The sequence below is a fragment of the Bacillus halotolerans genome, from assembly GCF_004006435.1.
Lineage (GTDB): Bacteria > Bacillota > Bacilli > Bacillales > Bacillaceae > Bacillus > Bacillus halotolerans.
In genome coordinates, this window is record NZ_CP029364.1 from 3111786 (window position 1) to 3125635 (window position 13850).

A 13850-nucleotide genomic window follows, 5' to 3' on the forward strand; every position below is an offset into this window, starting at 1 on the left:
ACTTAATAACTATGCTTCAGGAGGGAACAAAGGTGCAGAAATATAGACGGAGAAACACGGTTGCCTTTACTGTATTAGCTTATTTCACTTTTTTTGCGGGAGTATTTTTGTTTTGTATCGGACTCTATAACGCTGATAATCTCGAACTCAATGAAAAAGGCTACTACATTGCAGTGATGATCCTTGTAGCGGTCGGCGCGATCCTTACACAAAAAGTGACGCGTGATAACGCAGAAGATAATGATATCATCGCGGAGCAGGAAAAAAGACAAAGTCAATCTCATATTGAATCATAAAAAATCCGGCATGTAATATGCCGGATTTTTTTACATTACCCAGTAAACACCTCACCGTCAGGGTAACGAATATTTGATTTTTCTGTTTTAGCAAATGAAAAAACAAACGTCAACGGACCGATTCTTCCGATGAACATAATCGCAATAATGATACATTTCCCCGCTGTTGTCAGTTCGGGTGTCAGCCCCATTGTCAGTCCGACCGTTCCGAAAGCTGAAAAAGTTTCAAAAACAACCTGTATAAACGGCGCTTGTTCTGTAATGGTCAAGGCGAAAATCCCTATAAAGACGATGAACAAACTGATAACACTGACTGCTAAGGCCTTAATAATGATCGGATATTTTATGGTCCGGCGGAAAATAACAGTTTCTTTATGCCCTCTTAAATAAGCGATGACAGACATCAAAATCACAAGAAAAGTAGTCAGCTTAATACCGCTCGCCGTTGAAGCGCTGCCCGCTCCGATAAACATCAACAGCAGGACAAATACAATGGTGCCTTCTCTCATGCTGCCAAAATCCACAGAGTTGAAGCCCGCGGTTCTCGGCGTCACTGCCTGAAAATACGAAGCCCACAGTTTATCTGGCAAATGCAAGGAACCAAGCGTGCCGGGGTTGCTGTACTCTAAAATAAAGATAATCAGTGTGGCAGCAATATTCAAAACGAACGTTCCCGCTAGCATCAGTTTTGTATGTAATGAAAAGGCTTTGAAACGCCGATTTTTCAGGATGTCAAATAGCACCGTAAACCCGATGCCCCCTGTGATAAATAAGATAGTAATGACAAGATTGACTGCAGGATCACCAACGTAGCTCATTAAATTATCCGGCCATAAAGAAAAACCGGCATTGTTAAAAGCCGATATTGCATGAAACACGCTGGCAAACAATCCGGATGCCCAGCCATACTGGGGCACAAGCCGGATGGATAAGATCAGGGCGGCGATCAATTCGATACTGATTGAAAATAGAAACAGGACTTTGACAAGGCCTATCACGCCGCCGATTGTCGGCTGGTTTAAGGCTTCCCGGACCAGCATTCGTTCTTTCAATCCGATTTTTTTTCCTAAAATCATGACGATCAGAACAGCAAATGTCATAAAGCCAAGCCCGCCGACTTGAATCAGACCCATGATGACAGTTTGCCCGAACACCGTAAATTCTGTCCCAGTGTCAACAACTGCAAGCCCGGTAACAGTTGTAGCAGAAGCCGCTGTAAAAAGGGCATCTATCCATGACAACGGCTTCGCAGTAGAAATCGGGAGCTTTAACAAAAGAGAGCCAATAATAATAGTAAGAAAAAAACCAATCGCAAGCACTTGCGGGGGAGAAAAACGAACCCACTTGATTACAGTTTCCTTATGAAGTCCCACCTTTGTCTACATCCCTTCGTTTTCGAAGCGTTTAATATCCTTTTTGTGACCCATCATCACCAGGCAGTCTTGTTCGTAAATCACCTCTTCCGGTGCAGGAGAAAGGCGAACATCTCCATTATGTTTAATTGCCAGGATGGTACATCCGTACTTCGCTCTAACATTCAGATCATGAATGGATTTGGAATTCAGCTTTCGTGTTGCCAGCAGCTCAACAATACTGTAATCATCAGATAAGTCGATATAATTCAAGACATTTTCATCAGAGAGACTTTGTGCGATTTTGACGCCCATATCCTTTTCCGGATGAATAATGCGGTCGGCGCCGATTTTTTCCAGCACCTTATGGTGATAATAATTTTGAGCTTTCACCCAAATATTTGGAATGTGAAGCTCTTTTAATAGCAAAGTGGTCAGTGTGCTGGCTTGAATATTAGCCCCTATAGCCACGACCACATATTCAAAATTACGAATTCCCAGTGAAAGCAATTCGTTTTCTTCAGTGGCATTGGCAATGACCGCATGGGTTGCGTAGGAAGCGAAGGCATTGACCTTTTCTTCGTTAATATCAATAGCAAGGACCTCATGGCCCATTCTGTGCAGCTCTTTGCAAATGCTTCCGCCGAACCGTCCAAGCCCGATTACTGCAAATTGCTTGTTTTTTATTCTTCCCAATGTTCAAGACTCCCTTAATAAAATTAGCGTTTTGAAGTAAAAAAGACCATTACAAAGAATGGTCAAAATAGACCTCCTCTCTGTATACGCCTACGAGGTTAGCTGTCGGATTAGGGATTCAGAGTACCCCTTCTTACTAAGTAAGATTCACCCCAAGGCCGTTTTGTGAAACAGCCAATCATTGGTTTCCCCGTTCGTGTTTGATTAAGCGGTAAAAGAGACTTTATGAAATTGAACACTCAAGAATTTACTCCTGTTTCTAGTGTTTGTCAATTTAAATTTAATACAAGTGAAAAGGTAACTGGAAATAGAGGGAAAAGGGAGAGGAAAAGGAGTCAAAAAAAAGACCGGCGTTAAGCCGGCCCTCTGTGATTATTTACAGCCGCATGGCTGAGTCGGAGGTGTGCTGCGCTTAGCCACTTCGATGCTGGCTTCCGCGTAAAATTTATTTCCGATGCTCAGTGATTTGTTCTCTGCACGGAAAGTATATGTACCAGCGGCAGGAAGCGTTTTGTTATTCAGTTTTAACTTGAATTCACCAGCGCCTAATAAATCAAGAGCCAGAGGTACCCTTACTGTTTTACCGTTATTGAGGATCTGTGTTTCGCGCAATGCATTTCCGTTCATCGTATCTTTTGTATTTGCTGTAAATCCGCTTGGCAATGTAAATTCCATCACGCCAAGGCTGAGAAGCGTGTTTGGACGGTATGTCAATTCGATATCAGAGAAAGACCATTCTGTTTTGCTCGCTCCTTTAATTGTTGCAAACAATGAAGCTGTTGATTGGGCTCTCATCGTAGACTCAGTATGAGCAGAAGATGACTTAGATTCAGCTGCAAAAGAAGCTGAAGGTGCAGAAACGAGTAAACCGAGACTTAATACACTGATGGCCAAAGAAGATAATAACTTGCGTTTCATAACAAAAATTCCCCCTAATAAGTGATAAAGATTAAAGGCCTGCCTCTGCTTTCCACCTCCTCTTAAAGGCCAAATACAAATTTTACCTACATAAAATTACCATCAAATAAAATGGAAGTAAATGGGGTGTTTTTCCCGTATTTTTCAAATTTGTAGTAAATATAGCGGAAAAACAAAAAAACGTCCGGTTTTCCAGACGTTTTTCGATTATTTTGTTTCAATTGGTATAAATTTAAAGATCTCTCCGCTCTGCACCGATTCAGCGAGACGTTTCAGCCAATCGTAGTAGGCTTTAGAACTTTCCAGCTGCTCGTATAAACGCTGCGCTTCATTCTTCGTTTCCTCATTGAGTTCTTCCTTATGCAATATCTCTTGTAAATCAGCCTGAGCCTCCTCAATTGCTGATACATTCACCTGAACTTCCCGTTCCCATTTTGGCGGAAAGAAATTTGTGAAAAATTTAAAGAAATCTTTTTCGGCTACAAATGTGTGCTTACGGATGCCTCGGTGAAATGTCTTTTTCACGACATTTAAATCCTGAAGCTTTTTGACACCTGTGCTCATGCTGGGCTTGCTCATTTGCAGCTCCTCCCGCATTTCGTCAAGCGTCATCTCGTCCCGCATGTACATCGTTCCATATAATATCCCGACACTTCGGGTAATTCCGTAAAGATCCATTGTTTCAGCAATGGAGTCAATAACAAGATCCCGTGCCTGTTCTATAGCTGCAAATTCTGGATTTTCATCCATACTGACCCTCTTTTCCTTTAGAAAATTAAATTTGTTAAGTCATTTCTTTATGTTCTTTATCTTAACGAAACCTAGAGAAAAGTCAAAATGAAAATCACAATTAGGGCTTTGACAGTTTAAAAACCATATGTTAGATTAAGGTTGTTAAAAACATTAAATTTTTATTTAACAAACTTTATTTTCGTCAAGGAGGACTTAGATGAGTCAAACATTATACATTGACGGTGAATGGATCAGTGCCGAAAAAGGGCAGGTCCGCAGTATTATTAATCCATTTAATCAAGAAGAAATTGCAACAGTTAGCGAGGGCGGACGTGAGGATGCCGTTAAAGCAATCGCTGCTGCACGAAGAGCTTTTGACGCAGGAGAGTGGCCTTCTCTTTCAGGGCTTGAACGCGGAAAAATAGTTCTGAAAATTGCGGAATTAATCAGACGCGATCTAGACGAGCTGGCTGAGCTCGAATCCCTTGATACAGGAAAAACACTTGAGGAAAGCAAAGCCGATATGGACGATATCGCCAATGTTTTTCAGTATTATGCTGGTCTGGCAGATAAAGATGGAGGAGAGATCATCTCATCTCCAATCCCTGATTCAGAAAGCAAAATCATCAGAGAGCCAATTGGCGTATGCGGGCAAATCACGCCGTGGAATTATCCGCTTCTGCAAGCAAGCTGGAAAATCGCCCCGGCTTTAGCGGCAGGCAATACAATTGTCATGAAGCCGAGTGAGATCACACCGCTGACGACAATGAAAGTCTTTAAGCTGATGGAGGAAGCCGGGGTTCCAAAAGGTGTCGCAAACCTTGTGTTGGGACCGGGCGCCACAGTGGGTGACGAGCTTGCTGTAAACAAAGATGTTGACTTAATTTCGTTTACAGGCGGAATTGAAACAGGCAAAAAAATCATGCGGGCGGCAAGCGGCAACGTTAAAAAAATTGCGCTTGAGCTTGGAGGGAAAAATCCAAATATCATCTTCAAAGACGCAGACCTGGAAGTCGCGGTTGATCAGGCGCTAAACGCCGTATTTTTCCACGCCGGCCAAGTATGCTCCGCCGGGTCCCGACTGCTTGTAGAAGAAGATATTCATGACCAATTTTTAGCAGAGCTTGTCAAACGGGCGAAACGCATTAAACTCGGAAACGGTTTTCACGAAGAGACAGAAAGCGGTCCGCTTATCTCCGCGGAGCACAGAGCAAAGGTTGAAAAATATGTAGAGATCGGACTGGAAGAAGGTGCAAAACTGGAGACTGGCGGCAAACGTCCGGAAGATCCAGCACTTCAAAACGGTTTTTTCTATGAACCTACCATTTTCTCAAACTGTAAATCTGACATGAGAATTGTTCAGGAAGAAGTATTTGGGCCAGTATTAACAGTCGAAACATTCAGTTCTGAGGAAGAAGTAATCTCACTGGCGAATGATACGATTTACGGATTGGCCGGAGCTGTATGGTCGAAAGATATTGAAAAGTGTGAACGTGTAGCAGCCCGTTTGAGAATGGGAACGGTTTGGATTAACGATTTCCATCCGTACTTTGCGCAGGCGCCATGGGGCGGCTATAAGCAATCCGGGTTCGGACGGGAACTTGGAAAAATAGGGCTTGAAGAGTACACAGAAGTCAAACATGTCTATCGCAACACAAAACCGGCAGCGGTTAATTGGTTCAATTCATAAGAAGGGGAGATTGATTATGACATTAAATATGAAAGTAGAAAGCATGCATAAATTTCACACATTTGAAATTCCGACTGTGATTAAGCACGGAATTGGCGCCGTCAACCATGTAGGAAAAGAAGTAGCTGGACTGGGTGTTTCAAAAGCATTGCTTGTTACAGACCCTGGAATTTATAAAGCCGGCGTCGCAGATCCTGTCATCGAGTCATTAAAAGGGGCAGGCATTGAAGTGGTGCTCTTTAATAAAGTTGAGCCAAACCCTCCTGTACGGCTTGTAAATGAAGGTTCTGAGCTTTACAAAAAAGAGAACTGCAACGGCTTGGTGGCAGTCGGAGGCGGAAGCTCCATGGACACAGCGAAGGCCATTGGAGTAGAAGCGACTCACGAGGGAAGCGTACTTGATTATGAAGCCGCTGAAGGAAAGAAACCGCTGGAGAACCGCATTCCTCCGCTTACGACAATTCCGACAACCGCTGGAACAGGCTCAGAGGTAACGCAATGGGCGGTTATTACAGATGAAGAAAGAGAATTCAAATTTAACACAGGCGGTCCGCTGATTGCCGCGCATTTGACTGTGATTGACCCAGAGCTTCACGTCTCAATGCCGCCGCACGTAACAGCAATGACGGGGATTGATGCTCTTGCTCACGCCATTGAGTGCTACACAATGAAATTTGCGCAGCCGATTACAGACGCAGTGGCGTTGATGGCGATTGAATATGCCGCTCACTACATTAAGAGAGCATTTGCTGATGGAGAAGATCTCGAAGCCAGATACGGAATGGCGCAAGCTGCTATGCTTGCCGGTCTTTCTTACGGCAGTGAATCAGCGGGTGCTGCTCACGCCATGAGCCAAACACTCGGCGGTATCATCCCGGTCGCTCACGGTCAATGTGTAGCGGCAATGATGGGCCCTGTTATGGAATACAACTGGAAGGGCTATCCGGAGAAATTTGCCCGTATCGCAAAAGCGTTCGGCATTGATACAAGCAATATGACAACAGAAGAAGCTGCAAAAGCATCTGTCAACTGGATGTACGATCTTGTGAAAGAGTTAGAAGTACCGACTTTAGAAGAACAAGGGGTATCGCCGGACATGATCGAGCGCTTGTCAAAAGAAGCAATGAAAGATCCGCAAACCTTCGGAAATCCTAGAGATTTAAATGAGAAAGCATATAACTGGATCTACAAACGCTGCTTTAATCTTACGCCAAAAACTGTATAATGCGATGATCCCGCTCCTTTACAGAGCGGGATTTTTTTGGATAATTGAACATAAGTGACAATCCTAGAGATGAAGGACGGTGCAAGCTTATGTGGAAACGCATGACCGCAAAAACGGAAGGCTTATATGTTGCAGATACAGAAAGCTTTATAACAAAACAAATGGACAAGCTCGATTTTGATTATGGCGGCATTCCCGGCGACTTACATTTCGGCCTGACAAAAAAAGCTGGGGCCCGAGAGCCAATGTTTTCAAGAGGAACAGAAATTTTTAACCGCAGACAAATTTCAATTGTTTCAACAGAAGAATGTGACGAAATTGCTTTGAAAATGGGAGTCCCGAGTATTTTTCCCGAATGGCTCGGTGCAAATGTTGCAATTAGCGGTATACCTGATTTCACAACATTAAAAGAAGGAAGCCGGATTATATTTCCGAGCGGCGCCGCTTTACTGTGTGAGGGAGAAAATGATCCGTGTATCCAGCCGGGTGAAGTCATCCAGTCTTATTATCCGGACAAGCCAAAGCTTGCACCGGCTTTTGTCCGCCATGCGTTGGGGATAAGGGGCATTGTATGTATTGTCGAGAGACCCGGTGCCGTGTATGCGGGTGACGAAATAATCGTTTATTCATACCAGCGGAACATCAAACAAAAAGCAGAAAGAGTCTGAATAAATCAGACTCTTTCTATTTTCTCTTTAATTTCTTTGATCTGGCTGAGGTGGCGTTTATCGTGATGGCCGATAAATTCGATCCATTGTCTGACGGTCAGCTCTTGAAACAAGGGATGCGGCAATACTCTCTCAAAATCTTCTTCTTTAAGAGAGGCAATAACAGCTGTCAGCTGCTCCCTTACAACATCAAGCTCCCGTTTCATTTGGCTGCCTGAAATAAAATCATGATCCGGTTCAAGATGGGCCGGCGCTTTCCGTTTATTGCTTCTATCCTGTGCGGCCGTAAGCGGTTTTTCCTCAATCTCCTTAACAGGCGCTTCCTTTACTCGTTCTTTCAGCATGTTTTGGGCGGTCATATCAATTTTCTTCAAATGATCAAGAACTTCCCGTATACTCCATTCATCAGAAGAAGGCTTCTGATTCAGCTTTTCATCGGAAAGTCCTTTTACTTCATTCCATGTTTCTAATCTGGCTTCATTAAAGATACTCATCATATCTCCTCCTGAAAAAACATTACCATATATAAGAGCATTTATCATTTATAAAGTGCTTCGCGGGGAAGCATTTATCGAAAAATTTTGAAACCTTTCCCTCTGTATCTCGTATAAAAGGTAACGACGGCCGTCGGTTAAAGTAGCAGCTTAGAAAGGATGAGAAAATTGGAGTTATACGGTATTCCTGTCCAAACGATTTACCTTTACACCCTTATCATAGCCGGAAGCCTCACGCTGCTATTTTTATTTTTCGGAGATGTGTTTGAAGGGCTGTCCGAAGCTATTCCGTTATTACACCCGACATTGGTGCTCTCATTTTTCACATTTTTCTCCGCATCTGGATATATAGGCGAAACAGTTTTCCCCCTCTCCAGCCTGATTATTGCTCTAATATCCTGTCTTCTTTCGGTGCTGCTGGTGATATTGCTCCATTTATTTGTGCTTGTCCCTTTATCATCGGCAGAAGAATCATTGACTTATCGGGAAGATGATCTTAGAGGCAGACTCGGAAAAGTCATAACCGCTGTTCCGGTTGATGGATTTGGAGAAGTACTGATTGAAGGGATAGGCGGTACGATTTCAAAATCAGCGATCAGCTTTGAAAATGAACAGATCAGTTACGGAACAGTCGTCTTAGTTGTGGATGTCAAAAAAGGAGTTCTTTCAGTTACTCCGCATGAACCTTTATAAAATAAGGAGGAATGTCATATGACAATGCCGATTATCATCGTCATCGCAGTTGTATTCTTTTTACTCATCGCACTTATAGCGGTATTTATTACAAAATATCGTACGGCAGGGCCTGATGAAGCGTTAATTGTTACAGGAAGTTATCTTGGAAATAAAAATGTTCACGTTGATGAGGGAGGCAACCGCCTGAAGATTGTTCGCGGAGGAGGAACCTTTGTTCTTCCGGTTTTTCAGCAGGCTGAGCCGCTAAGTCTGTTATCAAGCAAACTCGATGTATCGACACCTGAAGTGTATACCGAGCAAGGTGTGCCTGTAATGGCAGACGGAACTGCAATTATTAAAATCGGCGGCTCTATTGGAGAAATCGCCACAGCAGCCGAACAATTTTTAGGAAAGTCAAAAGAAGACCGTGAGCAGGAGGCCCGTGAGGTACTGGAAGGCCACCTCCGTTCCATTCTCGGGTCTATGACAGTAGAAGAAATTTATAAAAACCGCGAAAAATTCTCTCAAGAAGTGCAGCGTGTCGCTTCACAGGATCTTGCGAAGATGGGTCTTGTGATTGTCTCCTTTACCATTAAAGATGTCCGTGATAAAAACGGCTATCTTGAATCACTAGGTAAACCGAGAATTGCGCAGGTAAAACGTGATGCTGACATTGCAACCGCAGAGGCCGATAAAGAAACAAGAATTAAGAGGGCGGAAGCCGATAAAGAAGCCAAAAAATCAGAGCTTGAACGAGCGACGGAAATTGCCGAAGCTGAAAAAATCAATCAGCTTAAAATGGCTGAATACCGGCGAGATCAAGATACAGCAAAAGCCAACGCTGACCAGGCATACGATTTGGAAACAGCCAAAGCACGCCAGCAGGTGACTGAGCAGGAAATGCAGGTCAAGATTATAGAACGCCAAAAACAAATTGAATTAGAAGAAAAAGAAATTCTCCGCCGTGAACGCCAGTATGATTCTGAAGTGAAGAAAAAAGCCGATGCAGACCGCTATTCAGTTGAGCAATCTGCCGCTGCTGAAAAAGCCAAACAGCTAGCCCAAGCCGATGCCAAGAAATACAGCATAGAAGCGATGGCGAAGGCTGAAGCTGAAAGGGTCAGAATTGACGGCCTTGCAAAAGCAGAAGCTGAAAAAGCAAAAGGTGAGACAGAGGCTGAGGTTATTCGCTTAAAAGGTCTTGCGGAAGCGGAAGCGAAAGAAAAAATTGCCGCTGCCTTTGAGCAGTACGGTCAGGCTGCGATTTTCGATATGATTGTCAAAATGCTTCCGGAATACGCGAAACAGGTATCAGCACCGCTTTCAAATATTGATAAGATCACCGTTGTTGATACAGGAGGAAACGGTGATTCAAGCGGCGCCAACAAAGTCACAAGCTATGCGACAAATTTAATGTCCAGTCTGCAAGAAAGCTTAAAAGCGTCTTCGGGAATCGACGTAAAAGAAATGATTGAGAACTTTTCAGGAAAAGGCAACATCAAACAGAGCATCAACGAACTGACAAATGAATTAAAAGAAACAAAACCTGTTCAAAAATCTGAATAACCATTGCGGAAAGGATTAGAGAATGAATGGTGACTATAAGAGAAGCACGACTAGATGATATAAAGGCAATCGCAAAAGTGCATGTTGACAGCTGGGTGACAACATACAGCGGCATTGTCTCCGCTGAATACTTAAATGGTTTGAACTACAAGGATTTTGAAGCCAAATGGAAAAGCCGTTCATTAAAGGGGGTTTTTGTGGCAGAAGATGAAAAAGGCTCGGTATTCGGCTTTGCATCTTTTGGTTCAATTCGTTCAGAGCAGAAAGGCTATGACGGAGAGTTGTATGCCATTTACCTTTTAAAAGAAAAACAGCGGCAAGGTGCAGGCAGAGCGCTTTTGACAAAGGGTACAGATTTTTTGCTTGATCAGGGCTTTACGAGCATGTTTGTTTGGGTCGTAGAAGAGAATCCTTCGATTAATTTTTATCAGTCGTTTTCACCTGAAAGAGCAGCCGAGGATAGTTTTGAAATCGCAGGAGAAAGCATGAAAGAAATAGGATTCGGCTGGCCGGATCTTGCTTCATTAAAAAATCTGCTTAACGGAAGATAAAAAACAACCCCCAGCGGAACGGCCGCTGGGGGTTGTTAGATTAAGCCTTTTCGGTTTTCAGCAAGCGCGGAGCTGTCATGAACAATAAACAAAGGGCAATCGCACAGATGATGAATGACGGAATCATATAAGTAGCATTATAAGTTAATGAGTAGAGCCATACCGGCGTTCCTTTTGGTGCAAAGCTGCCGAAAAATACAGCCCCTGAAATCACGTGTGCAGCATAACGCAGAAAACTGCCGATAAAAACTGCGCAAATAATTGATACGATCAATTTCCCTTTTGCTTTTGATAAGGCGGATTTGCGGACAGCGGAAGCGAAAAAGCCGCTTATGCCGACAGCGGCGAACGCTGCCATGTAATCAAGCAACAGCTGAACAGGGTGCTGAAGAAATAGATTTCCGATCGCAATTTGAACGAGACCTGTCAATAGACCGGTTGTAAGCCCCGCTTTAACTCCCCAGCGAAAAGAAATCAAAAAAATCGGAATCATCATGATGGATACCGACCCTCCTTGAGGCATACGGAGGAACATTCCGGAAACGATGTCTAAAATGACAGCAGCAGCAGTCATGATTGCAATTTCAATAAGACGTACCAGTTGTCTTGATTGAGCCATAAAAATCCCCTTCCATCGATAGACAATCCAAAAGGACAACAAAAAAGCAGCACGCGGAAGGATGAGGAAAGTTCCACGCACTGCTTTACAATCTGCAATTCATTTGACTTTGCCACATCCCTACGCCAGCGTTAACTAACAGGTTCAAAGGGTCAGAACGAAACCGCTCACTCTCAGCTTTTATGCTCCCCTTGTGGTCATCGGATATTTAGTTCGTTTCTACTATACAAGAAAAAGGTTAAAACAACAAGATGACATTGCCTGTAGTAAATGTTCTTTAATAGATAAATGTTTTATAAAGCATTACAAGTTAGATAGAATAAAGAAAGATTACAGTTTTATTGTTTTATAGATTTTTTTAAAAAACTATTGCAATAAATAATTATAGGTGTTATATTATTAAACGTCGCTGATGAACAGCAGACAAAACAAGAAGCTTTAAACAACTTTTAAAAAAGTTGTTGACAATTAAGAAGCTGAGTGTTATATTGGTAAAGCTGCTTCATTGAGAGCGGTGATGATCTTTGAAAACTAAACAAGACAAAACGTACCTGTTAATTCAAGTTTTATTATAAATCGCACAGCAATGTGCGTAGTCAGTCAAACTGAGGTCTGCACGATGCAGATCACGCAGATGTTGCCACAGGATGTGGTGAACTTAATCTGCGATCCATTTATCGGAGAGTTTGATCCTGGCTCAGGACGAACGCTGGCGGCGTGCCTAATACATGCAAGTCGAGCGGACAGATGGGAGCTTGCTCCCTGATGTTAGCGGCGGACGGGTGAGTAACACGTGGGTAACCTGCCTGTAAGACTGGGATAACTCCGGGAAACCGGGGCTAATACCGGATGCTTGTTTGAACCGCATGGTTCAAACATAAAAGGTGGCTTCGGCTACCACTTACAGATGGACCCGCGGCGCATTAGCTAGTTGGTGAGGTAATGGCTCACCAAGGCAACGATGCGTAGCCGACCTGAGAGGGTGATCGGCCACACTGGGACTGAGACACGGCCCAGACTCCTACGGGAGGCAGCAGTAGGGAATCTTCCGCAATGGACGAAAGTCTGACGGAGCAACGCCGCGTGAGTGATGAAGGTTTTCGGATCGTAAAGCTCTGTTGTTAGGGAAGAACAAGTACCGTTCGAATAGGGCGGTACCTTGACGGTACCTAACCAGAAAGCCACGGCTAACTACGTGCCAGCAGCCGCGGTAATACGTAGGTGGCAAGCGTTGTCCGGAATTATTGGGCGTAAAGGGCTCGCAGGCGGTTCCTTAAGTCTGATGTGAAAGCCCCCGGCTCAACCGGGGAGGGTCATTGGAAACTGGGGAACTTGAGTGCAGAAGAGGAGAGTGGAATTCCACGTGTAGCGGTGAAATGCGTAGAGATGTGGAGGAACACCAGTGGCGAAGGCGACTCTCTGGTCTGTAACTGACGCTGAGGAGCGAAAGCGTGGGGAGCGAACAGGATTAGATACCCTGGTAGTCCACGCCGTAAACGATGAGTGCTAAGTGTTAGGGGGTTTCCGCCCCTTAGTGCTGCAGCTAACGCATTAAGCACTCCGCCTGGGGAGTACGGTCGCAAGACTGAAACTCAAAGGAATTGACGGGGGCCCGCACAAGCGGTGGAGCATGTGGTTTAATTCGAAGCAACGCGAAGAACCTTACCAGGTCTTGACATCCTCTGACAATCCTAGAGATAGGACGTCCCCTTCGGGGGCAGAGTGACAGGTGGTGCATGGTTGTCGTCAGCTCGTGTCGTGAGATGTTGGGTTAAGTCCCGCAACGAGCGCAACCCTTGATCTTAGTTGCCAGCATTCAGTTGGGCACTCTAAGGTGACTGCCGGTGACAAACCGGAGGAAGGTGGGGATGACGTCAAATCATCATGCCCCTTATGACCTGGGCTACACACGTGCTACAATGGACAGAACAAAGGGCAGCGAAACCGCGAGGTTAAGCCAATCCCACAAATCTGTTCTCAGTTCGGATCGCAGTCTGCAACTCGACTGCGTGAAGCTGGAATCGCTAGTAATCGCGGATCAGCATGCCGCGGTGAATACGTTCCCGGGCCTTGTACACACCGCCCGTCACACCACGAGAGTTTGTAACACCCGAAGTCGGTGAGGTAACCTTTATGGAGCCAGCCGCCGAAGGTGGGACAGATGATTGGGGTGAAGTCGTAACAAGGTAGCCGTATCGGAAGGTGCGGCTGGATCACCTCCTTTCTAAGGATATTTACGGAATATAAGACCTTGGGTCTTATAAACAGAACGTTCCCTGTCTTGTTTAGTTTTGAAGGATCATTCCTTCGAAACGTGTTCTTTGAAAACTAGATAACAGTAGACATCACATTCAATTAGTAACACAAG

13 protein-coding genes, 1 rRNA gene and 2 riboswitches are annotated in these 13850 nt (G+C 44.3%); of the genes, 8 read left to right on the plus strand and 6 right to left on the minus strand.

Annotated elements, in window-relative coordinates:
- Positions 1 to 32 precede the first annotated feature (32 nt).
- The gene (locus DIC78_RS15935; protein ID WP_024122620.1) at positions 33 to 296 is read left to right on the plus strand and encodes a YiaA/YiaB family inner membrane protein; all 264 of its coding nucleotides are present in this window, start codon (positions 33 to 35) and stop codon (positions 294 to 296) included.
- A gap of 35 nt (positions 297 to 331) precedes the next feature.
- On the opposite strand, the gene ktrB is transcribed toward DIC78_RS15935, so the two are convergent.
- From ktrB to cudC, 4 genes are all read right to left on the minus strand, one after another.
- Entirely contained in the window at positions 332 to 1669 is a 1338-nt protein-coding gene (ktrB, locus tag DIC78_RS15940; protein WP_101864218.1) for a Ktr system potassium transporter KtrB, read from the minus strand.
- Between the two features lie 6 nt (positions 1670 to 1675).
- A complete protein-coding gene (gene ktrA, locus DIC78_RS15945; protein WP_024122619.1) occupies positions 1676 to 2344 on the minus strand; it encodes a potassium uptake protein KtrA in 669 nt (222 codons plus the stop codon).
- Between the two features lie 71 nt (positions 2345 to 2415).
- Positions 2416 to 2565, minus strand: a riboswitch (cyclic di-AMP (ydaO/yuaA leader).
- 151 nt (positions 2566 to 2716) lie between these two features.
- Positions 2717 to 3262, minus strand: a complete 546-nt coding sequence (gene bslA, locus DIC78_RS15950) for a biofilm surface layer hydrophobin BslA (RefSeq protein WP_101864219.1) — start codon at positions 3260 to 3262, stop codon at positions 2717 to 2719.
- 207 nt (positions 3263 to 3469) lie between these two features.
- Positions 3470 to 4012, minus strand: a complete 543-nt coding sequence (gene cudC, locus DIC78_RS15955; protein WP_106019451.1) for a transcriptional regulator GbsR — start codon at positions 4010 to 4012, stop codon at positions 3470 to 3472.
- Between the two features lie 199 nt (positions 4013 to 4211).
- On the opposite strand from cudC, the gene betB reads away from it, so the two are divergent.
- From betB to DIC78_RS15970, 3 genes are all read left to right on the plus strand, one after another.
- Positions 4212 to 5684 (plus strand): betaine-aldehyde dehydrogenase, encoded by a 1473-nt coding sequence (gene betB, locus DIC78_RS15960; RefSeq protein WP_127696595.1) that lies wholly within the window; start codon positions 4212 to 4214, stop codon positions 5682 to 5684.
- Between the two features lie 16 nt (positions 5685 to 5700).
- Entirely contained in the window at positions 5701 to 6909 is a 1209-nt protein-coding gene (gene gbsB / locus DIC78_RS15965; RefSeq protein WP_095713945.1) for a choline dehydrogenase, read from the plus strand.
- An 89-nt stretch (positions 6910 to 6998) separates the two neighbouring features.
- Positions 6999 to 7577, plus strand: a complete 579-nt coding sequence (locus DIC78_RS15970) for an MOSC domain-containing protein (RefSeq protein ID WP_127696596.1) — start codon at positions 6999 to 7001, stop codon at positions 7575 to 7577.
- A 5-nt stretch (positions 7578 to 7582) separates the two neighbouring features.
- Here the strand turns inward: DIC78_RS15970 and DIC78_RS15975 are convergent, their stop codons facing one another.
- Entirely contained in the window at positions 7583 to 8071 is a 489-nt protein-coding gene (locus DIC78_RS15975) for a DinB family protein (protein ID WP_127696597.1), read from the minus strand.
- A gap of 168 nt (positions 8072 to 8239) precedes the next feature.
- Between DIC78_RS15975 and DIC78_RS15980 the strand changes: the two genes are divergently transcribed.
- Genes DIC78_RS15980 through DIC78_RS15990 form a run of 3 tightly spaced genes read left to right on the plus strand, consistent with a single transcriptional unit; the run spans position 8240 to position 10863 of the window.
- Positions 8240 to 8764: an NfeD family membrane protein gene (locus DIC78_RS15980; RefSeq protein ID WP_127696598.1), complete on the plus strand. Its 525-nt coding sequence runs from the start codon at positions 8240 to 8242 to the stop codon at positions 8762 to 8764.
- A gap of 18 nt (positions 8765 to 8782) precedes the next feature.
- On the plus strand, positions 8783 to 10312 hold the full coding sequence (gene floT, locus DIC78_RS15985; RefSeq protein ID WP_059292679.1) for a flotillin lipid rafts scaffold protein FloT: 1530 nt from the start codon (positions 8783 to 8785) through the stop codon (positions 10310 to 10312).
- Between the two features lie 26 nt (positions 10313 to 10338).
- Positions 10339 to 10863, plus strand: coding sequence for a GNAT family N-acetyltransferase (locus tag DIC78_RS15990; protein WP_127696599.1), 525 nt, complete (start codon positions 10339 to 10341; stop codon positions 10861 to 10863).
- A gap of 40 nt (positions 10864 to 10903) precedes the next feature.
- Here the strand turns inward: DIC78_RS15990 and thiT are convergent, their stop codons facing one another.
- On the minus strand, positions 10904 to 11482 hold the full coding sequence (thiT, locus tag DIC78_RS15995; RefSeq protein WP_106019446.1) for an energy-coupled thiamine transporter ThiT: 579 nt from the start codon (positions 11480 to 11482) through the stop codon (positions 10904 to 10906).
- A 100-nt stretch (positions 11483 to 11582) separates the two neighbouring features.
- Positions 11583 to 11684: riboswitch (TPP riboswitch) on the minus strand.
- Between the two features lie 472 nt (positions 11685 to 12156).
- Between thiT and DIC78_RS16000 the strand changes: the two genes are divergently transcribed.
- A 16S ribosomal RNA gene (locus DIC78_RS16000) occupies positions 12157 to 13706 on the plus strand.
- Positions 13707 to 13850 lie beyond the last annotated feature (144 nt).

Excerpts from the sequence above, each read along its gene's own strand:
- cudC (WP_106019451.1), bottom strand. The coding sequence starts at position 4,012 with ATGGATGAAAATCCAGAATTTGCAGCTATAGAACAGGCACGGGATCTT.
- betB (WP_127696595.1), top strand. The coding sequence starts at position 4,212 with ATGAGTCAAACATTATACATTGACGGTGAATGGATCAGTGCCGAAAAA.
- DIC78_RS15975 (WP_127696597.1), bottom strand. The coding sequence starts at position 8,071 with ATGAGTATCTTTAATGAAGCCAGATTAGAAACATGGAATGAAGTAAAA.
- bslA (WP_101864219.1), bottom strand. The coding sequence starts at position 3,262 with ATGAAACGCAAGTTATTATCTTCTTTGGCCATCAGTGTATTAAGTCTC.
- floT (WP_059292679.1), top strand. The coding sequence starts at position 8,783 with ATGACAATGCCGATTATCATCGTCATCGCAGTTGTATTCTTTTTACTC.
- gbsB (WP_095713945.1), top strand. The coding sequence starts at position 5,701 with ATGACATTAAATATGAAAGTAGAAAGCATGCATAAATTTCACACATTT.
- DIC78_RS15990 (WP_127696599.1), top strand. The coding sequence starts at position 10,339 with ATGGTGACTATAAGAGAAGCACGACTAGATGATATAAAGGCAATCGCA.
- thiT (WP_106019446.1), bottom strand. The coding sequence starts at position 11,482 with ATGGCTCAATCAAGACAACTGGTACGTCTTATTGAAATTGCAATCATG.
- DIC78_RS15970 (WP_127696596.1), top strand. The coding sequence starts at position 6,999 with ATGTGGAAACGCATGACCGCAAAAACGGAAGGCTTATATGTTGCAGAT.